Origin of the sequence: Mucilaginibacter sp. SMC90 (assembly GCF_022811725.1) — a bacterium.
Taxonomy (GTDB): Bacteria; Bacteroidota; Bacteroidia; order Sphingobacteriales; family Sphingobacteriaceae; genus Mucilaginibacter.
This window is the reverse complement of the sequence record NZ_CP094527.1, coordinates 2410639-2433305: the sequence shown is the minus strand read 5'-3', so window position 1 is coordinate 2433305 and position 22667 is coordinate 2410639. Positions and strand designations below refer to the sequence as shown.

At 41.6% G+C, this 22667-nt stretch carries 18 protein-coding genes; 9 read left to right on the top strand and 9 right to left on the bottom strand.

The window, feature by feature from the left end:
* Positions 1-74 precede the first annotated feature (74 nt).
* The gene (locus tag MTO98_RS34255) at positions 75-200 is read left to right on the top strand and encodes a hypothetical protein (protein ID WP_256464370.1); all 126 of its coding nucleotides are present in this window, start codon (positions 75-77) and stop codon (positions 198-200) included.
* Positions 201-380: 180 nt separating this feature from the next.
* Here MTO98_RS34255 and MTO98_RS10450 read toward each other — a convergent pair whose 3' ends face one another.
* Genes MTO98_RS10450 through MTO98_RS10435 form a run of 4 tightly spaced genes read right to left on the bottom strand, consistent with a single transcriptional unit; the run spans position 381 to position 3666 of the window.
* Positions 381-986 carry a hypothetical protein gene (locus MTO98_RS10450; protein WP_243486598.1) on the bottom strand — a complete coding sequence of 202 codons (606 nt, stop codon included), beginning with the start codon at positions 984-986 and terminating at the stop codon, positions 381-383.
* A 3-nt stretch (positions 987-989) separates the two neighbouring features.
* A complete protein-coding gene (gene bioA / locus MTO98_RS10445; RefSeq protein WP_243486597.1) occupies positions 990-2255 on the bottom strand; it encodes an adenosylmethionine--8-amino-7-oxononanoate transaminase in 1266 nt (421 codons plus the stop codon).
* Entirely contained in the window at positions 2252-2692 is a 441-nt protein-coding gene (locus MTO98_RS10440; RefSeq protein ID WP_243486596.1) for an NUDIX domain-containing protein, read from the bottom strand. The genes bioA and MTO98_RS10440 overlap by 4 nt, the downstream gene beginning before the upstream one ends.
* Positions 2692-3666, bottom strand: a complete 975-nt coding sequence (locus tag MTO98_RS10435; protein ID WP_243486595.1) for a cation diffusion facilitator family transporter — start codon at positions 3664-3666, stop codon at positions 2692-2694. The genes MTO98_RS10440 and MTO98_RS10435 overlap by 1 nt, the downstream gene beginning before the upstream one ends.
* A 91-nt stretch (positions 3667-3757) precedes the next feature.
* Here MTO98_RS10435 and MTO98_RS10430 point away from each other — a divergent pair, with 91 nt between their 5' ends.
* Positions 3758-4951, top strand: a complete 1194-nt coding sequence (locus tag MTO98_RS10430) for a pyridoxal phosphate-dependent aminotransferase (RefSeq protein WP_243486594.1) — start codon at positions 3758-3760, stop codon at positions 4949-4951.
* Between the two features lie 211 nt (positions 4952-5162).
* Here the strand turns inward: MTO98_RS10430 and MTO98_RS10425 are convergent, their stop codons facing one another.
* The 5 genes from MTO98_RS10425 to MTO98_RS10405 all read right to left on the bottom strand — a co-directional run bounded on the left by MTO98_RS10425 (position 5163) and on the right by MTO98_RS10405 (position 12668).
* Positions 5163-5738 (bottom strand): hypothetical protein, encoded by a 576-nt coding sequence (locus MTO98_RS10425; RefSeq protein WP_243486593.1) that lies wholly within the window; start codon positions 5736-5738, stop codon positions 5163-5165.
* Between the two features lie 118 nt (positions 5739-5856).
* Entirely contained in the window at positions 5857-6429 is a 573-nt protein-coding gene (locus MTO98_RS10420) for a hypothetical protein (RefSeq protein ID WP_243486592.1), read from the bottom strand.
* A gap of 404 nt (positions 6430-6833) precedes the next feature.
* The gene (locus MTO98_RS10415; protein ID WP_243486591.1) at positions 6834-10010 is read right to left on the bottom strand and encodes an efflux RND transporter permease subunit; all 3177 of its coding nucleotides are present in this window, start codon (positions 10008-10010) and stop codon (positions 6834-6836) included.
* Between the two features lie 72 nt (positions 10011-10082).
* Positions 10083-11258, bottom strand: coding sequence for an efflux RND transporter periplasmic adaptor subunit (locus MTO98_RS10410; protein ID WP_243486590.1), 1176 nt, complete (start codon positions 11256-11258; stop codon positions 10083-10085).
* A 54-nt stretch (positions 11259-11312) separates the two neighbouring features.
* Complete coding sequence (locus tag MTO98_RS10405) at positions 11313-12668, bottom strand: TolC family protein (protein WP_243486589.1); 1356 nt, start codon at positions 12666-12668, stop codon at positions 11313-11315.
* 372 nt (positions 12669-13040) lie between these two features.
* On the opposite strand from MTO98_RS10405, the gene MTO98_RS10400 reads away from it, so the two are divergent.
* The 7 genes from MTO98_RS10400 (at position 13041) to MTO98_RS10370 (ending at position 22666) form a co-directional block, all read left to right on the top strand.
* Positions 13041-14249 carry a pyridoxal phosphate-dependent aminotransferase family protein gene (locus tag MTO98_RS10400; RefSeq protein ID WP_243486588.1) on the top strand — a complete coding sequence of 403 codons (1209 nt, stop codon included), beginning with the start codon at positions 13041-13043 and terminating at the stop codon, positions 14247-14249.
* A 105-nt stretch (positions 14250-14354) separates the two neighbouring features.
* On the top strand, positions 14355-15473 hold the full coding sequence (locus tag MTO98_RS10395; protein WP_243486587.1) for a hypothetical protein: 1119 nt from the start codon (positions 14355-14357) through the stop codon (positions 15471-15473).
* Positions 15470-16456, top strand: coding sequence for an NAD(P)-dependent oxidoreductase (locus tag MTO98_RS10390; RefSeq protein ID WP_243486586.1), 987 nt, complete (start codon positions 15470-15472; stop codon positions 16454-16456). The genes MTO98_RS10395 and MTO98_RS10390 overlap by 4 nt, the downstream gene beginning before the upstream one ends.
* 32 nt (positions 16457-16488) lie before the next feature.
* Positions 16489-17811: an inositol-3-phosphate synthase gene (locus MTO98_RS10385; protein ID WP_243486585.1), complete on the top strand. Its 1323-nt coding sequence runs from the start codon at positions 16489-16491 to the stop codon at positions 17809-17811.
* A 602-nt stretch (positions 17812-18413) separates the two neighbouring features.
* Positions 18414-20978 carry a DUF5686 and carboxypeptidase-like regulatory domain-containing protein gene (locus MTO98_RS10380; RefSeq protein ID WP_243486584.1) on the top strand — a complete coding sequence of 855 codons (2565 nt, stop codon included), beginning with the start codon at positions 18414-18416 and terminating at the stop codon, positions 20976-20978.
* Positions 20979-21008: 30 nt separating this feature from the next.
* On the top strand, positions 21009-21746 hold the full coding sequence (locus MTO98_RS10375) for a CDP-alcohol phosphatidyltransferase family protein (RefSeq protein ID WP_243486583.1): 738 nt from the start codon (positions 21009-21011) through the stop codon (positions 21744-21746).
* 296 nt (positions 21747-22042) lie between these two features.
* Positions 22043-22666 (top strand): sterol desaturase family protein, encoded by a 624-nt coding sequence (locus MTO98_RS10370; protein ID WP_243486582.1) that lies wholly within the window; start codon positions 22043-22045, stop codon positions 22664-22666.
* Position 22667 lies beyond the last annotated feature (1 nt).

Sequence of the window (22667 nt, the reverse complement as noted above, 5' to 3'; positions counted from 1 at the left end):
AACCATCAATATATTACAGACAATACAGGTAAAAAACTGTTTGTAGTTATCCCCATAGCCGACTATGAAAACTCATGACAGAGCTGGACGAATTGGAAGATATCCGGTTATATGATGAGGGAAAAGTCACCAATGAATCATCATCCATAACGTCAGAGGAGGTATTCAGAATGCTTGATACTAATCGAAATAACAAATAATCACAAGTCATCAGCCCACAATCAACCGCACAAGACTTGCGCTATGGGTGACATTCTATTAGTCGAGATAATCGATTTAGGTCATCGAAAAAACATCTACGATTAACAAAAAAGACGCATATAATGCGTCTCAACAAAAATCATTTCCAAAAATCAGCGAAATCAACGTAATCAAAAAAATCAACGGTCAATTTCCTTACCCAACTGCTCAACCCATTGATTAAACAGCTTAGTTTCAAATTCAACTGCTTTTTGAGCGTGTAGTTGCCACTGTGGGGAGAAATGCTGTAACTGATTGATCATCTCTTCCAGGTGACCTTCCTCCTCTAAAATGATCGATTTTACGTTCACTTTACTACCTGCCTCGTCAAGGGCATCCTGATAAATGGGATAAAGCTCATCGGCACGCACTTCAATAGCATAAGTAACCAGCAAATAAGCGGCAAAACGTAGCTCTGCGCCTTTCAGGTTCAGTTCTGTTTTTAAATAGCGGCAAACATCAACATCCAGTTGGTTCAAATAATATTTGCTTGAACCCGGGGCCAACAGGTATTCGGCTGCATACGTAGGCAACGTTACACCAGTTTTTTCCAGCTGCTTTTTAAGGTAGAAAGCGTGACGATGCTCTTCGGCGGCGTGCTTTAATATGATGTAGGTAACTGTAAGCGGGTCTTCGCTGGCCGAGATCTTGCGTGCGCCGGTGTTTTCCATTAATGATAATGTATTTAACCAGCGTGAGTGCAGTTCGTTATCGGCAATTATAGTAGGTAGTATTTTGTTCAGCATAATTTATAGTTCTTCAAGAGCTTGCTCAATTTTGCTGTAAACATAATTGAGTTGCTCATTAGTAATGCAATATGGCGGTAAAATATAAATAACGTTGCCCAGGGGGCGTAATATGATGCCCGCAGCTAAAAAATAATTGTACAGCGTGTCCCTAAGCGAGCTGAAATAAGAAGTATTATCACCTGTTTCCCACTCCATAGCCACTATGGTACCCGTTTGTCTAACCGTTTTTATTTTAGGGTGATTGCGGATCCTATCAGCAAACACCGTATGAGCGGTTTTGATCCTCGCTATATTCTCTGCCGTTTCAGGTTGTTGAAAGAGGTCAAGACTGGCCAGCGCCGAGGCGCAGGCTATAGGGTTGGCCGTAAATGAATGCCCGTGGAAAAGGGTTTTTAATTTATCGTCAGATAAAAAGGCATCGTAGATTTGCTGCGTGCAGGTAGTTAATCCCAGAGCCATGGTACCGCCTGTAAGCCCCTTGGAGAAACACATGATATCCGGTTCAACGTCTACATGATTTGTAGCGAAAGGCTTGCCAGTACGCCCGAAACCGGTAAATACCTCATCGGCAATCAGCATTACTTCTTCCTTACGGCAATGCGCCATCAATTCATTCAGATATTCGGCCTCATACATGATCATGCCGGCCGAACCTTGAACCAGTGGTTCAAAAATAAAACAGGCCGTTTGAGATTTGAGATCTGAGATCTGGGATTTGAGACTTTCTATATTTTCTGCATTGGGAATATCGACAAACTCTACCTCGAACAATAAGCTGTCAAAAGCTTTGGTGAATGCACTGCGGCCGCTTACGGCCATAGCCCCAAAGGTATCGCCATGATAAGCATTATTAAAAGCGATGATCTTAGTACGCTGATCGCCTTTGTTGAGCCAGTATTGCAGACACATTTTTATGGCTACTTCAACAGCGGTTGAACCATTGTCTGAGTAAAACGCTTTCTTTTGATTTGATGGCAGAATCGCCAACAGGCGTTCAGCCAGCTCAACAGCACCTTCGTGCGTAAAACCTGCAAATATCACGTGCTCCAGTTTATGCAGCTGCTCTGATACTTTTTTGGCAATGTAAGGATGTGCATGTCCGTGGATATTTACCCACCATGATGATACCGCATCAATGTATTGTTTACCTTGTTCGTCAAATAACAGCGCACCTTCTCCCCGTACAATGCCTACAGGCGGCTGTGCTGTTTTCATTTGAGTGTAAGGATGCCATATTACTTGTAAATCTCTTTCGGTAAGGTTCATAGTTCGTTTTGTAAAAGTTCAACCACACGTTTATCTGTCGGAAATTCAAAATCGGCTACGCTTAGTGCTGTAAGCGGCACCCACCTGAAAGCCTGCAACACCTCTCCTTCGCCATCAAAATCAAACGCAACGGTTTTGATATTTAAATTAACCGGCGTGAGGGTTCTTACCATATAATACACACTGATGATCTGCGAATTGTTAAAGGCTGATTTTACGGCAAAATCTGTAGTATAAAAATGACTGACCACTTCAACCTCCAGGTTACACTCTTCCATAAACTCACGTTTAAGGCCATCAATAAGGCCCTCACCAAGCTCAAGGCCACCGCCTGGAAACTTTGAAAAACGCATGCCATATTCCTGTTCGTCGCTTATCAGCAACTCATCATCATCATTCAGCAGCAGGCCGTAAACCCTTACATTAAAGTATTCCATTATTCAAAGTGTTTTTTATTACGTACAACTTTTTCCAATGTCCAGGCTATAGTTTCTGTTTGCGCTTCCGACCGGATTGGGCAGTTAGGCATACTGCAGTAATGGCAGCAATCAGGCAAACAAGGATCCGCATGGATAAATAGTTCCGTTTTTATACCTATATCGTTATTGATCATTTTATCAACCAATGATATTTCGGTATGTACCGTATTCAAATCAAAATAACTTGGCAAGGTCATGTGGCAGTCGATATGCAGTTCATGACCATATTTCTGCGCACGCAGGTTATGTACATCTATCCAGGCCTCACGGCGCTTCTCGCTTAAAACATGTACAATATCTGTTACCACCTGAAAATCGGCCTCATCCATTAATCCCCCAACCGATTTACGAACCAGTTTGTAGCTGCTGTATACTATATACAAACCTACAAGTATGGAAAGTGCACTATCCAGCCATAAAATGCCGGTAAATTCAATCAATAATAAACCAACCACCAGGCCGCCGCTGGTAACGGTATCTGCAAGCAAATGGCGACCATCGGCATCAAGAGTTAACGAACGAAGTTCTTTTCCCTTGCGGATCATGTAATAGCCAAGCGCACCGTTAATAGCGCCGGTAATACCGATAATGATAGCACCGGTAAACAGATCGTGGATAATATTAGGGTAGAAAAAGCTGTAAACAGATTTTACGATGATGATACACCCGGCAATGCCGATGAGTGAACCTTCGATAAAAACAGAAAAGAATTCAACCTTACCATGCCCATAAGGGTGGTTTTCGTCGCGCGGTAAGGCCGAGAGGTAGATACTGTAAAAAGCAAATGAGCTTGCTATGACGTTCACAATGCTTTCGGCAGCATCGGTAAGTACAAAATTGGAGGCTGTTAAAAAGTAGGCGCCAAATTTCGCCAGCATCAGCACAATCCCCGTTATCAGCGAAATTAATATGATCCTTTTTTGTTGATTCAAAGCAAGGTGTTATTAGGCCGCAAATTTAAAAATAACAACCGTAAGTAGCAGCAAAGTTATTTTCTATATTTGCCGCGATAACACAATTTATATGAGCGCATTAAGTACCCGGATACAAAACCTGTCCGAATCTGCAACAATTAAAATGGCCAAACTGGGCCGTGAACTTGCCGCTAAAGGTGTCGACGTGATCAGCCTTAGCTTTGGCGAACCTGATTTTCATACCCCTGAGCATATCAAGGAAGCCGCCAAGCAGGCCATGGACAAGAACTTTACCTACTACACACCAGTAGCAGGCTATCCCGAACTTCGTAAAGCAGTAGTTGCCAAGCTGAAGAACGAGAATAATCTTGATTATGATTTCAGCGAGATCGTGGTTTCAACAGGTGCCAAGCAGGCTATCGCCAACGCGGTGTTATGTTTGGTTAATCCCGGCGAAGAAGTGATCATCCCTACCCCTTACTGGGTTTCATACAGTGAAGTTGTTAAATTGGCCGAAGGTACAAGCGTTTTCATCAACACTACTGTTGATACCAACTTTAAAATTACCCCGGAGCAATTAGAGGCTGCTATTACGCCTAATACCAAGCTGTTCATGTTTTCATCGCCATGTAACCCTACAGGCAGTGTTTACAGTAAAGATGAATTGGAAGGCTTGGCTAAAGTGTTTGAAAAACACCCGCACGTTTACATCCTGAGCGATGAGATCTACGAGCATATCAACTTTGTTGACAAGCACGAATCTATTGCGCAGTTTGATTATATTAAAGATCGCGTTGTGATCATCAACGGCTGGTCTAAAGCTTTTGCCATGACAGGATGGAGGATTGGTTACACAGCCAGCACCAAAGAGCTTGCATCTGCTTTTGATAAAATGCAGGGCCAGGTAACTTCAGGTACCTGTTCAATCACCCAGCGTGCCGGTGTTGCCGCTTACGAAGGTGGTTTGGAAAGCGTACTTGAAATGCGTGCAGCTTTCAAAAAACGCCGTGACATTGTTTATAAATTATTGAGCGAAATAGAAGGCATTAAAGTGAACCTGCCTGATGGTGCGTTCTACTTTTTCCCTAATGTTACTTCTTTCTTTGGTAAAAGCTATGAAGGCCGTGTGATCAATGATTCTGACGACCTAAGCTTATACCTGCTTGAAGAAGGCCACGTAGCTACTGTAGGCGGCGACTCGTTCGGCGATCCGTCTTCTATCCGTTTATCATACGCTGCTGCTGAAGATACGCTGATAGAGGCTATGAGAAGATTGAAAGAAGCGCTGGGTAAACTGGCGTAATAGGATTTTGTCTGAACCGGGATTTTTAGGATTAGGGGACGCTCCGGATGCCTATCAGGTTACACCGGTCAAATCCTATAAATCCAGTAAATCTACCCAAATCCTGGTTCAGCAATAAAAAAGACCTTGCCAGTGGCAAGGTCTTTTTTATTGTAACTACTTTCTGAAAATCGGCCAATCCCGAAATCCTAAAATCATGGTTCAGTTTATTTTACAACCCAAACCCGTAAGCTATGCGTAAGCCAATTAAACCATAGCTGTTGCCCTGGCCAAAGAAACCTTCATAACGTAAGCCTAAATCAATCACTTTAGTGGCATAACCAATAGTTGGAGAAAGGATCAGCTTAGTGTCTTTGCTACCGTCGGGATAAAGAGAAGTTGTCTCAAAACCTGCACCGGCTTCGGCACCAAAATATAACCTGTGTGCAAGGAACGACTTAATACCCAGCTTTACAGGAATAATACCCAGATCTTTCCCATTAACCGTAGTTTCTATAACTCCATTAGGTGTTACAAAACGCTCAGAATATGATTTCCCAAATAAATTATAATAACCCGAAGTAAGCGTTAAGGCAGTTTTAATGCTTAAACCATATTGCAACCTTGCGGTACCTCCTAATTCAAAGTTGGATATGTCATGCGCGTTTCCAATTGGCCTGCCTACTTCAAGGCCTATACCTAAACGCCATTTATCAGCAGGGGTGGTTTGAGCTTTAACATTTTTGGCAGTAAATAAAGCCAGTGCAACTGATACACCAGCAATAACTTTTGTAATTGTACTTTTCATATAGCTGTAATTTAAACTCTTGTTAACTTTTTATTAACAAGGCAGCAAATGTATAAAAAAATAAAAGCCGCCTGTTATACATAACAGACGGCTTTTGTAACAGTTTTTATGGCTTGGTTTATAAACCAAAACCATAAGCCAAGCGTAAACCCACTAAACCGTAGCTATTGCCTTGCCCTGAGAAATTTTCGTAACGCACGCCCACATCCCATGATTTTGTTGCGTAACCTAAACCCGGAGAAAGGATAAGTTTAGTGTCTTTCTCCCCCCCTGCTACCGGTGGGTGAACTTCAAATCCGGCACCTGCCTCACCTGAAAAATAAAATCCATCACCAACAAACGCTTTGATACCGGCTTTTACAGGGATCATACCTAATGATCTGCCTTTAACAGTTACAGTGGTTGTTGATGTTGCATCAGAAAAACTTGAACTATAGGTCTTACCAAAAAAGTTGTAATAACCAGAAGTCAATGTAAGGGCTACATTGTTATTTACACCGTATTGCAAACGTGCAGTACCGCCTAATTCAAAATTTGAAATGTCATGTGCATTGCCAGTGGGAATACCTGCTTCTAAACCAATTCCAAAACGTAACGCATTGGCAGGTGTAGTTTGAGCTTTTACATTTGTTCCGATAAAAATAGCTGCTGCAGTAAATGCCGAAGCTATCAGTTTAGTCATTGTTTTCATAGTTGTGTTTTTTTAGTCAAAGTCTACAATGTATTATGTTAATTTTTCATTGTATTAACCCCATCTTAACAAATACTTTGCCATGTTGGCCAAATTTACCTTTGTCAACATTTAATTAACCATAACAACAACCGCAATTTATCCAACTATCGCAACTTTAATAACTGAAAATCAGCATCATTTCCGGGCTGTATAGCAGGTATTCCTGCGTCAAAAACAGCTATCTGTCAAAGTAAAAATCCGGTTGTGAACTGCCCTGCATACAAGGCAAAAGTGTATACAAACATGAAATCTGGAAACGGCAGAAGTCATTTTTACCCGATATGAAGCGCATACCAAAGCAGCTGTAAAACAAAAAAAGAGAGGCCAAAGCCTCTCTTTTTACAAAATTCAAACAATACTATTTAAGCCGCTGGCCCGTGTTTTTTAGGATCATAATTTTTTTCAAGCTCAGCCAGTTTCTCTTTACCATAAGCCATTTTAGTGATCAGGTAAAATAAAACCGGTACTATAAATATAGCTAACGATGTAGCAGTAAGCATCCCGCCAAACACTGTCCAGCCTATGGTTTTACGTGCTTCGGCACCTGCGCCTGATGCAATCATCAACGGAACAACGCCTAATATAAAGGCCATGGATGTCATAATGATCGGTCTTAAACGGAGCCGCACAGCCTCAAGCGTCGCCTTCTCCAGTTCCATACCTGCATCTACACGTTCCTTGGCAAACTCAACAATCAAGATGGCATTTTTAGCCGCCAAACCTATCAGCGTTATCAAACCAATTTGCGCATAAACGTTATTGGTAAGATCTGGCCAGAACGTAAGGAACAAAATAGCTCCAAATGCTCCTAATGGCACCGATAACAACACGGAGAAAGGTACCGACCAGCTTTCATACAACGCTGCAAGAAATAGGAACACGAACCCGATTGACAATGCAAAGATATAAACCGTTTTAGAGCCCGATAATAACTCCTCACGGCTCAAACCTGAAAACTCATAGCCATAGCCTTGCGGCAGTACCTTGGCTGCCGTTTCTTTCAGTGCGGTGATGGCATCACCGCTACTATAACCCGGCTTGGTACTACCGTTAATCTCAGCCGAACGGAAAAGATTATAATGCGATATCAACGGTGAGTTTTCAATTACCTTATATGATGTAAGCGTACTTAACGGCACCATTGCACCGGCAGAATTACGAACAAAGTACTGCCCGATGTTTTGCACATTGGTACGGTAACTGGTATCTGCCTGCGCAACTACCCTAAAGTTACGGCCGTAAATGGTAAAGTCATTAATGTAGGTACTACCCAAATAAGTTTGCAGTGCATTATTCACATCGGATATCGCTACGCCCAGCTTTTTGGATTTCTCCCTGTCTATGGTTAACTGGTAGGCAGGTGTACTGGCGGTAAAGAACGAGAATGCCCTTGCTATTTCCTTACGCTGATTGATTGCACCAAGGAAACTCTTCAAAGTTTTCTCAAATACCTTAATATCCCCACCGGCTTGTTTTTCTTCTAATATGAACGAGAAACCACCTGTACTACCCAAACCCGGAATTGCAGGCGGTTGGATCACAACCACGTTAGCCTCTTTATATTTGGCCAGTTTCTGGTTTAAACGGCCAACTAAGGCTACTATCTGTTGCGATTTTTCTTTACGCTCGTCCCACGGTTTAAGCTGAACAAATATGGTGGCACTGTTTGATTTACTTGCAAAACTGATAGCGTTCAAACCACCTAACGCTGCGTAATGCGCAATTTCGGGTACGCTGTCAAGGGTTTTCATCATCCGGCCCAGTACATCTACCGTTCTGCCGGTTGATGATGCTTCAGGCAAATCGAAAGTGATGTATACGCGACCGTCATCTTCCAACGGAATAAAGCCCGATGGTTTGCTTCTGAATAACAATATTGTTCCGATAATGATACATACCAGCACAATGATCACGTACTTTGAATTCTTAATACTTTTATCAACCGTATTGCGGTATTTACCAGTTACACGGGTAAACCAGGTATTGAATTTAAAGAAGAATTTATTTAAACCGCGCGAGTTTTCGTCAATTTTTTGCGGGCGCAATATCAGCGTACACAAAGCAGGTGTTAATGACAGCGCCACAAACGCCGAAATCAAAACCGATATAGCAATGGTGATGGCAAACTGCTGATATAAGCGGCCTACTATACCCGGCACAAAACCTACCGGCACAAATACCGCTGCCAGGATCAATGCTATAGCTATTACCGGCGCGGAGATATCGGCCATGGCGTGCTGGGTGGCTTCCTTCGGCGTCATGCCCTCTTCGTCCATATAATGCTGTACAGCCTCTACCACCACAATAGCATCATCCACCACAATACCGATAGCCAGTACGAAACCGAATAGCGTTAGCGTATTAATGGTAAAATTGAGCGGGATAAAAAAGATAAACGTACCTATAATGGATACAGGGATTGCCAGTACCGGGATGAGTGTAGTACGCCAGCTTTGTAAAAACAGGAACACCACAACAATCACCAGCCCAAGAGCAATCAACAGGGTTTCAACCACTTCGTCAACAGATACCTTTACAACGGTCACCGCCTCAAAAGGTACTACGTAATCAATATCCTTAGGAAAGCTTTTTTTAAGCTCTTCCATAGTAGCGTATACGTTATCGGCAGTTTCAAGGGAGTTACTGTTAGGGGCCTGATAAACTAACAGGTAAGAGGCCCTTTTACCATCAACAAACGAGTTACCAGAATAGTTGAATTTACCCAGATCAATCCGGGCAACATCTTTAAGGTGTACAATGCCTCCGTTATTGGGCTGCGTCCTGACCACCACATTACCAAACTCTTCCGGCTTCTCTAAACGGCCTTTCACAATTACCGAGTATTCAAACGTTTGTCCCTTTAGTTGCGGTGTAGAACCCACAGTACCGGCGGCAACCTGCGCGTTTTGCTCCTGCAGGGCATTAGTTACATCGGCAGCGGTCATACCAAAGGCTGCAAGCTTATCAGGATTAAGCCAGATACGCATACTAAAATCGTCGGCACGTGTAACAACGTCACCCACACCTTTGGTACGTAAAATTGCGTCCTTTATAAATACGTTGGTATAGTTATCGTTAAAAGTAACATCGTGTGTGCCTTTAGGGCTGTACATGGCAACCAGCATCAAAATACTTGGGTTACGCTTACGTACCACCATACCCAAACGCTGAACCTCCTGCGGTAAGGTTGGTAACGCAATACCAACACGGTTTTGCACGTCAAGGGCGGCAATATTGATATCGGTACCAACGTCAAAGTTAACGGTCATGCTCATTTGGCCGTTACTGCTGCTGTTACTTTGCAGGTAGGTCATGCCAGGCACACCGTTTACCTGCACCTCAACAGGGGTAGCAACAGTTTGCTCAACCGTGAGCGCATCGGCACCGGTATAAGTACCGGTTACAGATACAGTAGGCGGTGTAATGTCAGGGTACTGGCCTATGGGCAGGCTGGTTATTGACAGGATACCCACTATTAATATCACTAATGATATTACAATGGCGGTAACCGGTCGTTTTATAAAAGTATCTGCGATCATTCTTTCTCTATATTAAGTTTCCAGGGTAGATGTGCCCCTTGTTTAGCTTAAGTTTATTCTTCTGCTATAAAATTATTTTTTAGGTGCTGCTCCTGCCGGCGCTGCCGAACCGGTAGTTACCCTGCCCCCATCGCGTAAACGCTGGAAACCATCGGTAATCACTTTGTCGCCTTGTTTTATACCATCCATTACCACCACATCTTCATTAATACGCGGCCCTAATTTCACTTTCACCTGTTTTGCAATGGTATCGCGCCTGTCTTTAACCGTTTTATCTGCTGCGGTATCTTTCACAACAGTATCTCTTGTAGCAAACACAAAAAATTCGCCCATTTGCTCGGTCACTGCTTTATACGGAATCTGTACACGCTGCCCTGATTGGCTGTTAAGCACCTGCAAAACACAGCTCATACCGTCCTTAAGCACATCATCCTCGTTCGGGAACTGGATCCGCACCTTGATACTACCGGTCTGGTTATTTACACCACGGTCAATCGCTAATACTTTACCCGCTTTGCTGTATTTGCTGCCATCGGGCAATACCAGTTTAAAGGTGCTGTCGGTGCTTGATTTTTGCAGACCATAAAAACGGTTGATGTCCTGTTCGTTGATCACTACGTCAACACCGATCGGGTGCTCGGCAGATATAGTGTTCATCAAAGTAGTACCAGCTACTACCTGTGTTCCTAACCTCACCTGCGAAATACCTATACGCCCTGCAAATGGAGCAGTAATGGTGGCATAGGATAAATCCGTCCGGGCCGACTCAAGTGCGGCTTTCGCTACTGCAACCTGGCTTTTATTGGTTTCAAAAGCTGCCTGGGCCTGATCAACAGTTTGGCGGGCAATAGCGTCACTTTTCAGCAGCATGTTATACCTGTCAATATCTTTTTGCGCTTTAACCAGGTTAGCTTCGGCGCTTAATACATTTGCTTTAGCCTGATCGTAAGCCGCCTGATATTTACGTTTATCTATTTCGTATAGTACTTTGCCTTTCTGCACAACATCGCCCTCTTTAAAAAATATGCCGGTAACAAAACCCGGTACCTGGCTGCGCAGTTCAACTGTGTTTACCGAAACCACAATACCCTGGTATTTATCATAGTAAACTGCTTCGGCCGTTTTAGCGTCGGCAAGGTACACCGGGGTTGGAGGCATGGCGGCCGGCCCGCCTTTTTGAGGTTTACCGCATGATGCCCATGTTAAAAGTGCTGCAGGGGCTAACCAATATATATATGTATGTTTCATGTAGAATAGGTTGTTCGTTTGTTGCTGTAGTTTTTTGTTTGTATGATGGTGTGTTTATGGTTGCTGAACGGGCAGGATCCCCAGTGCCCTCTGCAAATCAATTTTACTGCTTAGCAAATTGAACAAAGCATTGTAGTAACTCAATTCGGCCGTGCGCAAATCAGCTTGTGATACAATTACATCAAGGTAGGTTTTTACCCCTTCCCGGTACTGCAGGCTTACCACCTTATATACATCTTTTGCAAGGTTTACGTTTTCGCGAATGAGCTGGTAGCTGGTGTAATTACTTTTATAAGCCGCTAATGCCTGGGTATATTCGGTATAAATACTATTTTTAGTATTGATCAGATCCAAATCGGTACGTTCAACCTGAAGCCTTGCCTTGGCAAGGTTTTGCAGGCGTTTAGTTCCCTGAAAAATCGGCACAGCAAGTGTTAAGCCAACGTAACCGGTAGGGAATGAACTATTATAAAGATCACTCAGATCATGACTGAAGTAGGCATGCTGATAACTGCCTACTGCCGATAATGAAGGCAAAAAACCAAAACGGTAGTAATTAACGTTAAGGTTATTGAGTGCTTTGGTTGTCTCAAGCAAACGATATTCGATCCGGTTATTTACACTAAGTGGCTGTAAGGTATCGATACTGGCTTCCTGCTCATACCGGGTTGAATCATAAGAAAGGTTTATCGGGGTGGCTGCACCTACGCCCATAATTTGCTTTAATAAAGCGGTTTTACTTTTAATAGCCTCTTCGGTTTGCTTACGGGTAGCCAATGAGTTATTTAAAGATATAGTAGCCTGCTTATAATCTGTAGGATCAGACACGCCTGCGGTGTACCTGCTTTTAGCATCCCTCAGGCTTCTTTGCAACCTGATGATATCCTCATTAGTGATATCAAGCTGCTTTTCCGATAGTAAAACATCAAAAAATGCCTTGCTTACATCGCTTACCACATCAATCTGGCTGCTCAGTGTGTTCTCTTTATAATACTGTCGCGAATATTTTTTTGCTCTTGACGCAAGAAACACATCGTTGTTATACAAAACCTGCGAAGCCGTTACTCCCAACGTTGAAAGGTTACGGATACCGCCGCCATTGCTTGGAATGTTGGCACCGGAGGCACCAGCCTGCGGACTGCCTTTATAATAATAATTATAAAGGCCGGAGCCATTTACCTGCGGCAACCAGGCCGATAGGCCGATCCTGATATCGCGCTCATTGATCTGCTCATCAATGGAAGCTTGTTTAACAGCAGGTTGATTGCGCAAGGCAAAGTCGATAGCCTGCTTCAGCGTAACCGGGCCGTTGATAGTATCGGCTGCAGTTTGGGCATAACTATTGCTGTGTAAACTAAATGTTAAATTAAGTACAAGAAGTGCTAAAAAGTACTTGTGTTTTTTCTTCATACGGTAGCTATAGATAACAATGTATATCAAGCAAAATCATAAAGAAAAGTTTTACAATTAGTGCAGGATTTATACGAGGGAATGCGAATATGTAATTAATATTACTAAATTAAAATCAGGAACAAGAATTTTACCTAAAATTTTACAAAAACTCGGGATAGTGTAAGCTTTTTGGGGTTTTTACAAAAAAATGAAAATAATAGGCTCGATATAAATAAAAAAATTAATTAATTTGCCTTGTAAGAATTTGTGTGCTTCTTAAGTAGTATTGATACGTTAATAGGCATTATTTAAAAAAAATTTACACACACCGTATAAGTTATATGCTTATTCATGGTATTTTTACACAAAATTTAAGCAGAGTTAATATACATGGTTAAAAAACTACATGGGAAAATCGCTCAGTTTCAAGTGGCCAATATGCTGCGTGAACGAGGGTTATATCCTTATTTCAGGCCTATTGAGTCTGCACAAGACACTGAGGTAATTATTGACAACAAGCGGGTATTAATGTTTGGCTCTAATTCATATTTAGGCCTTACCAATCATCCAAAAATCAAAGAAGCTTCAAAAAAAGCAATTGACAAATATGGCACAGGCTGCGCCGGTTCACGTTTTTTGAACGGTACACTTGATATCCACATTGAGCTTGAAAACAGGCTGGCCAGCTATGTAGGCAAAGAAGCTACTGTTTTATTCAGCACTGGTTACCAGGTAAACCTTGGTGTACTTTCTTGCGTTACCGGCAGGAATGACTATATCATACTTGATGAGTATGACCATGCTTGTATCATTGATGGCAGCCGCCTGTCATTTTCAAAAGTGATCAAGTATGCTCACAACGATATGGCTGATCTGGAGCGCAAATTAAGCATCCTTCCTGAAGATGCCGTGAAGATTATTGCCGTTGACGGAATTTTCAGCATGGAAGGCGATATTGTTAAGTTACCTAAAATTGTTGAACTTGCCGATACTTACGGTGCCAACATTATGGTTGATGATGCACACAGCCTTGGCGTAATTGGTGATAAAGGTGCAGGTACTGCCTCACACTTTAATTTAACTAACGAGGTTGACCTGATCATGGGTACCTTCAGCAAATCATTAGCCTCATTAGGTGGTTTTATTGCCAGCGATCAGGACACTATTGATTATATCAAACACCGCGCACGCTCATTAATGTTCAGCGCAAGTATGCCTCCGGGTTCTGTTGCCAGCGTTATTGCAGCGTTGGATATCATTGAATCTGAACCGGAAAGAATTGAAAAACTTTGGGATAATACTAATTATGCCATGAAGCTTTTACAGGAAGAAGGTTTTGACCTTGGCCCTACTGAAAGCCCTATTTTGCCGATCTACGTTCGTGATAACGAAAAAACATTCGCCGTTACCAAACACCTGCAAGCATCTGGTGTGTTTGTTAACCCGGTTGTATCCCCTGCCGTTCCTTCCGATTCGTCGTTGCTTCGTTTCTCATTAATGGCTACTCATACATTTGAGCAAATTGACGAAGCCGTTGAAAAACTATCAAAAGCCTTTAAAGAAGTTGGTGTAACAGCTTCTGTTAAAGAAAAAATATAATGAAGAATTTTGTTGTGCATTTAGCTGCTTTTTTATTAAAGCAAGCTAAATGCACATTATTATTTTAAAGCACGCCTATTTGCTTTATTCAATCATTTACCACACATGATTACAATTGTAACGGTTAAATCAAAAAAAGAACTGGCTTCATTTATTGATTTCCCGCACGACCTGTATAAGGACGATCCTTACTACGTTCCCGAATTGTTTATTGCCCAAAGGGACCTGCTAACCAAACATCCCTTTCATAAGCACAATACGGTACAGCCTTTTTTGGCTTATAACGGCGATAAAATAGTTGGCCGGATAGCTGCCATCCTTAACAACGGCCATAATGAGTACAGCCATGTTAACGATGGCTTTTTTGGTTTTTTTGACTGTATTAATGATACTAATGTATCCACTATACTTTTTGAAACCGTTACTAAATGGCTTAAAGAAAAAGGTGTTACCGGTAAGTTATTGGGGCCAACCAATTTTTCAACCAATGAGCCTTGCGGTTTGTTGATAGAGGGCTTTGATAGTTCGCCATTTTTGATGAACACCTATAATTTTGCTTATTACACCAACCTGGTAGAAAATTTCGGTTTTACCAAAGATGTTGATATGATAGCGTGGCATTGGGACGGACAGGCTTACGATGATAAATCGGTACGATTATTAAACTCGCTTGAGGAGCGTTTGAAACGCAGTGATATTATAATCCGCAAAATCAACCTTAAAAAGTTTAACGAAGAGGCGGCCAAGCTTCGCGAGGTATATAACTCGGCTTGGGATAAAAATACGGGCTTCGTTCCGCTTACCGATGAAGAGTTTGATTATTTAGCTAAAGATCTTAAACTGATACTTGATCCAGACTTTGCCATTGTGGCCGAACAGCATGGCAAAATAGTAGCATTTGGCCTTGCCCTGCCTAACTACAATGACATTTTCAAAACTATAAAACGCGGTCGCTTATTACCAACCGGCATTTTTAAACTGCTATTTGGCAAAAAGAACATTACCGGCATCCGCATTTATGCACTGGGGGTAATTGAAGATTATCGCAAAATGGGCATTGAGGCTTGCTTATATGGCACCATCATCCGTGAATATAAAGCCAAAGGCTATGCCCATGCCGAGGCTGGCTGGACATTGGAACACAACGATATGGTGAACCGGGCTATTGAGGCCATCAAAGGGGATCCCTATAAAAAATACAGATTATATCAAAAAGCAATATGAGGGAACGGGTTTTGATAACCGGTGCAAGCGGATTTGTTGGATATCATTTAATTGAAGAGGCCTTACAAAACAACCTCGAGGTTTTTATTGCTATCAGAAAAAGCAGCAAAATAGACCATTTGAAAAATTTGGATATTCAATATATTTACCCCGAATTTAACAATAAGGAAACATTAAGGAAACAACTGAGCGAGATTAAGCCCGATTATATTATCCATGCAGCAGGCGTAACCAGCGCCCGCTCCGAAGCCGAATATAACCGCATAAACGCTACATACACTTATAACCTTGCCTCGGCAGCTTATGAAGGTTGTCCTGACCTGAAAAAGTTTGTACTTATTGGCAGCCTGGCATCCGTTGGGCCACTTAATTCGCTAACCGGTGTTATAACTGAGGCCACCACTCCGCATCCTGTTACAGCTTACGGCCGGAGCAAATTGCTTGCAGAAGAAAAGCTAAAAACGGTAACCGGCTTAAATTACACCATACTAAGACCTACCGCGGTTTACGGACCAAGGGATACAGGCATATTTATATTTTTTAAACAGATAGTTAAAGGCATTGAACCATATATAGGCAATACGGCTCAAAAACTTAGCTTCATATATGTTAAAGACCTTGCCAAAGCAAGTATCAAGGCATTGTATGGTGGTAATAACAAGACATTTAATTTGAGCGACGGTAATTTTTACGACCGCTATGAATTAGGTAACATCACCAAAGATGTGCTAAAGCTTAAAACACTGAAGTTTCATCTGCCTGTAAATTTTGTTAAAATAATAGCCGCAGTGGCCGAAAAAATAAGTTCTTTGAGCAATAAGGCTGCGGTACTGAATATTGAAAAGCTTAATGAATTAACCGCCATTAACTGGAATTGTGATATTGAAGCAGCTAAATCCGACCTGGGATTTTACCCTTTATACAATTTGCAAAACGGAATGGCCGAAACGCTAAAATGGTATAAAGCCAACAAATGGCTTTAGCCACTTAATTTAAATAAATAACAGTTACATAAATGAAAATCAACATTACACCTGCCAAAGGTAAGCTTGGTATCCTGATTCCCGGATTAGGTGCTGTGGCAACTACCTTGATTGCCGGCGTAGAGGCCGTTAAAAAAGGCATCTCGCAACCAATCGGCTCCCTTACTCAAATGGGTCACATCCGTTTAGGTAAAAGAACCGAAAACCGTAACCCTAAAATTAAAGAATTTGTTCCTTTAGTCGACTTAAACGATATTGTATTTGGTGGTTGGGATGTTTATGAAGATAACGTATTTGAAGCTGCTTCAAATGCACAGGTACTTGAAGCTGGCTTATTGCACGCTGTTAAAGCCGAATTGGAAGCTATAAAACCAATGAAAGCTGCGTTTGATAAAAACTACGCTAAAAACCTTGACGGTACCCACGTTAAAACCGGAACCAGGCTTGAGCTTGCTGAGCAGGTAATGGCAGATATCAAAAACTTTAAAGAGGCTAATGGCCTTGACAGGGTTGTTTTGGTATGGTGCGGTTCAACCGAGATCTATTACGAAGCATCGGCTGTACATCAATCATTAGCCGCTTTTGAAGAAGGTTTGAAAAATGATGATAAGCTGATCGCTCCAAGCATGATCTATGCTTATGCTGCTTTAAAATTAGGCGTTCCTTTTGCTAACGGTGCCCCTAACTTAACAGTTGATATCCCTGCATTGATCGAACTGGCTAAATTAACCAAAACCCCTATTGCAGGTAAAGACTTCAAAACCGGTCAAACTTTAATGAAAACTGTTTTAGCCCCAGGTTTAGCAGCACGTTCATTAGGTGTACACGGCTGGTTCTCAACCAACATTTTGGGTAACCGCGATGGTTGGGTACTTGACGATCCGGACAACTTTAAAACTAAAGAAGTATCAAAACTGGGTGTGTTGGAAGATATCTTCAAACCTGAAGATAACCAGGAGCTTTATGGTAACATTTACCACAAGATCCGTATCAACTATTACCCTCCGCATGGCGATAACAAAGAGAGCTGGGATAACATCGACATTTTTGGCTGGTTAGGTTACAAAATGCAGATCAAGATCAACTTCCTTTGCCGCGACTCAATCCTTGCTGCCCCGATCGCGCTTGACCTTGCTATCTTCTGCGATTTGGCTAAACGTGCCGGCATGAGCGGTATTCAGGAATGGTTATCGTTCTACCTGAAATCGCCTCAAACAGCACCAGGTTTGCATGCAGAAAATGATATCTTCAAACAACTGATCAAATTGGAGAATACCCTTCGTTACCTGATGGGCGAAGACCTGATCACCCACCTTGGTTTGGATTATTATGACGATATGTTCGCTACTGAATAGTCGTTGATTTACTAAATACCGTCAAAACAGCCGTAAGCATTGAACCCTGCTTTACGGCTGTTTTGTTTTTATGAAGTAAAAAAAATCTAACCTGGTAACATTATTTTAAAGCCATAGTCTTATGACTGCTAAGTATCAAATGTTAAATAATGTTATTTATATGCGTTGAAAGCTCTTCCTGAAGTCTAAAAACCATTTAATAAATACTCATTATCAATGCTTTACAAAACAAACAACGTTACAGACCTGATACAGTTGCCGTACTAACTACCAGCTACTGCCGTTATTGAGGTTTATTTATGGCTGCGTAAATATGATACCAAATAGCTGTAAACAATATTTGACTTTTTGACCACATTAGTCTGTTCTGATTTTTTTTACCTTTGGCCTGTTAATTGTAAACTCCGTAGCAGCCACTTGCCGGGAGTGCACAAAGTGAGGTTGATAAGTAAAAATTGGGGTAACAGACTGACGAAAAACATACAGGGGCGGGCATAATTAATCCGTCAAAAACATTTGAATAACTAATACATACCTCTTTATCTAATAATACAGTGTTAAGCCGAAAAAAGAAGTTTGTATTTGCACATTGCACAAAGTACATGGATTGTAATAAATTTTATAAAAGCTTAATTTTCTTAATACTGTTCTTTTCCGTTTCGGCACTTTATGCGCAGCAAACGGTTATAACGGGTACTGTTACCGATGCCGGTAACAAGCAAACACTGCCATCTGTTAGTATTTCGTTTACCGGTACCACTACCGGCACCACCACCGATCTTAATGGTAAATATCGTCTTGCAACAAGCAATCAGCAATATAAACAAATCAAAATTTCGTTTTTAGGCTATAAAGATGCCTTTTTAGCTGTTGTACCGGGTAAAGAACAGGTTATAAATGTGAGGCTATTCCCTGCTTCGCAAGAACTTAACGAGGTTGTGGTAAAATCAGGTAAAAAACCTAAGTACCGCAATAAAGATAACCCCGCAGTTGAGTTGATCCGCAAGGTGATTGAAAATAAAGAAAAGAACCGTCCGGAAGCATACAACTACGTTGAATACAAGGAATACGACAAAATGATGTTTGCGCTGAGCAATGTATCAGCCCAATTTTCGGACAGGAAGTTTTTCCGTAAATACAAGTTCATTTTAGATAACCGTGATAGCTCATTGATACCGGGCAAATCATTGCTTCCTATCTACCTTGACGAAAAACTACAACAGGTTTATTATCGAAAGAACCCCGAAAAAACAAGAGAAAATATCGAAGGCCAAAAAAGTGTGAACTATGGTGCCGGTATTGATAACGAGGGCCTTACCCAATACTTCAAGCACTTATATAACAAAGTTGATATTTATACCAACAACGTATTTTTAATAACCAGTCAGTTTCTGAGCCCTATCTCTGATAACTCGCCTAATTACTACAAATACTTTATTGCAGATACTATTGTCGACGCACATAATAACAAGCTTGTAAAGCTTGATTTTACACCACGCAATACAACAGATGTACTTTTTGAGGGTAGTATTTATATCACGCTCGACGGCAATTACGCTGTGCAAAAGTGCGATCTGACAATCAACAAACACATCAACATCAACTTCATCAGGTCGATGACTGTAAACCTTGAGTTTCAGCAAAACCCTGATGGCCGCTATCATTTAAGCAAAAGCACAACTATTGCTGATTTTGGCGCGTCGAAAAAAGATGCAAAAAGCGGTTTGTTTGGTATACGGGCCATAACCTACAGCAACTATGTTGTTAATAAGCCACGACCGGATACAGCGTACCAGGGCTCTCAATATGCCGAACTAAGTGATGAGGTAAAGCATCGTCCTGAAGCGTTCTGGCAGCAAAACAGGCCGGATACATTGACACTGGCCGAATCAAAGGTTTATAAAAACATTGACAGCCTGCGCAACATGCCTTCATTTAAGCGTACGGTTGATATAGCAACCTTGTTACTGGCAGGTTATAAAGGCTTTGGTAAGTTTGAATTAGGCCCTGCCAATACATTTTACAGCTTTAACCCGGTTGAAGGTTTCCGTTTGCGTGTTGGTGGCCGTACAACGCCTGAATTAAGTAAGCGTTACTATTTTGAAACGTATGCAGCCTATGGTTTTAAAGACGAGCGCTGGAAGTACTTTTTAAGTGCAACCTACTCGCTTAATGATAAATCCATCTACCGTTTTCCGCAAAACTATATCAGGGCAAGCTTTCAGCGTGATACCAAGATTCCGGGTGCCAACCTACAGTTTGTGCAGGAGGATAACTTCCTGTTATCGTTTAAACGTGGTGTGAACGATAAATTCCTTTACAACGATTTTTACAGGTTTGATTATTTACACGAGCTGGAAAGCCACCTGTCGTTTGCCGCAGGCTTTAAAAAATGGACGCAGGAACCGGCCGGATCATTGTACTTTGACAACCTCGTTAATGATTTACCAAACTCAATCCATCATTTAACCACTACCGAGCTTACCGGCAGTATCCGTTGGGCACCGCATGAGCAGTTTTACCAGGGTAAAATTTACAGGATCCCGATCCCGAATAAATATCCCGCGTTTGAGCTTGATTACGCAGCCGGTATTAAAGGCTTATTTGCAGGCGAATACAACTATCAAAAGCTTGATTTCCGTGCAGACAAACGCTTCTATTTTTCGCAGTTAGGTTATGCGGATATCAATGTTTCGGCAGGTAAAATTTTCGGCTCGGTACCATACCCGCTGTTAACTATACACAGGGCAAACCAAACCTATGCTTATGATATCGACTCGTACAACTTAATGAACTTTTTGGAGTTTGTGAGCGATAAGTATGCAAGTTTCAGGATAGACCAGCACTTTAGCGGTTTCTTCTTTAACAAAATACCGTTGTTAAAGAAATTGAAATGGCGTGAAACTGCATCATTGAAAGTATTATACGGCGGTTTATCTGATCAAAATAATCCATCAATACATCCCTCATTATACCAATTGCCGGTTGGCACCGATGGCGTGCCAATTACTTATACATTAGGCAAAACACCTTATGTTGAGGGTAGTGTTGGTATTGAAAATATATTTAAATTTATACGCATAGATTTTGTGAGGCGATTTAACTACCTTGACCAGCCAAACGTTGCCCAATGGGGCCTGCGCACCAGGGTTAAATTCGACTTTTAATCATCGCACCTAAATAAGCAGAGAGAACACATGGAACAGCAAACAACAACACTTAGGAGATCTTTCAGAACCAACCTACAGTTAGGCATATATAAGGTTATTGATCCGTTTGTGAAGATCCTTATAAAAATAGGCTTAACCCCCAATGCAGTTACTACCATAGGCTTTGTACTTAATGTGGGCGTTGCAGGTATATTTATTTTAGGTGCCGAAGAAGGTAACCGCGGCGATCTGAGCTATGTAGGCTGGGCGGGTGGTCTTATCCTTTTTGCAGGCCTGTTTGATATGCTTGATGGCCAGGTAGCCCGTTTAGGCAACATGAAATCAACTTTTGGCGCATTGTATGACTCTGTACTTGACCGCTACAGCGAATTGATCATGTTTTTGGGTATTTGCTATTACCTGGTGGCACATCACTACTTTTTGAGTTCGATAGCTGCATTTATAGCGCTTATTGGCTCAATGATGGTTAGCTATGTACGTGCCCGTGCCGAAGGTTTAGGGGTTGAAATTAAAGGTGGCTTAATGCAAAGACCCGAGCGTGTGGTAACCATTGGCTTGTGTGCCGCACTTTCAGGTATTGTAGCCCAGTATATTGGCGGTAACTATAAATTGTTCATCCCAGGTATCAAGTTCCATGTATTTGAAACCATTTCGATATTTACCATTCCGCTGGTGATCCTGGCTGTACTAACAAATATTACTGCCTTTAACAGGTTAAGAGAAGCTAAAAAAGCTTTAATGAAACTGGAAGAAGGGGAAGATTAAATTTTAAGTCGAAAGCATTAAGTATTAAGTCGGGAGTTGAATGTTGCCTGCGCTTGGGTTGACTTTTTTACTGGAGGCTCAAGGCTTAGCACTAAAGCTCAGAACTTAAAACTTAGGGTTTAAGACTTAGCAACAAATATCATATCTTCGTAACAATAAAATAAAGGCATTTACACTTAGCAATATCTTTGCTAAAATTGCCTTTTGCTGGTTAAAGGCCAGCCATCTTTAATAAAATTAAAATACACCATAACAGGCAGAGAGATCCTAAAAACGTTTTAAACCCTGATTATAACATGAAAAAGAAATATATATCCAACTCGCAGGAATCTGTGCGAATGTTCAAAAGCGATTTTTTGGAAGGTTTATCGAAAGTGCATTACACCGTGCCTCTTTATATTTTTGTTCCCGTTATTGGATATTGCAGCTATAAATTCTTTGATTTGGGGTTAGATGTTTTAACTTATCTCGGATTGTTCATCTTCGGCCTGTTTATCTGGACCATCACCGAATATATCATGCACCGTTTTGTGTTTCATTACCAGCCAAGCGAAAAACTGGAATGGGCGCAACGTCTGCACTTTATTATGCACGGTGTACATCATGATTACCCGAGCGATGCCAAACGTTTGGTACTGCCCCCTTCGCTAAGCATTCCGCTGGCTACGGGCTTTTTCTTTTTGTTTAAATGGATGCTGCCTGTCAATTACATCTGGGGCTTTTTCCCGGGCTTTATTTTAGGGTACCTGTTTTATGACATATCCCATTATGCCATGCACCATTTCAACTTTAAAAGCGGGCTATTCAAAAGAATAAAACAGCACCACATGCTTCACCACTATCAAGACCCTGAAAAAGGCTATGGGGTAAGTTCACCTTTCTGGGATAAAATTTTCCGTTCAGATTTCTTAAAAAAATAGC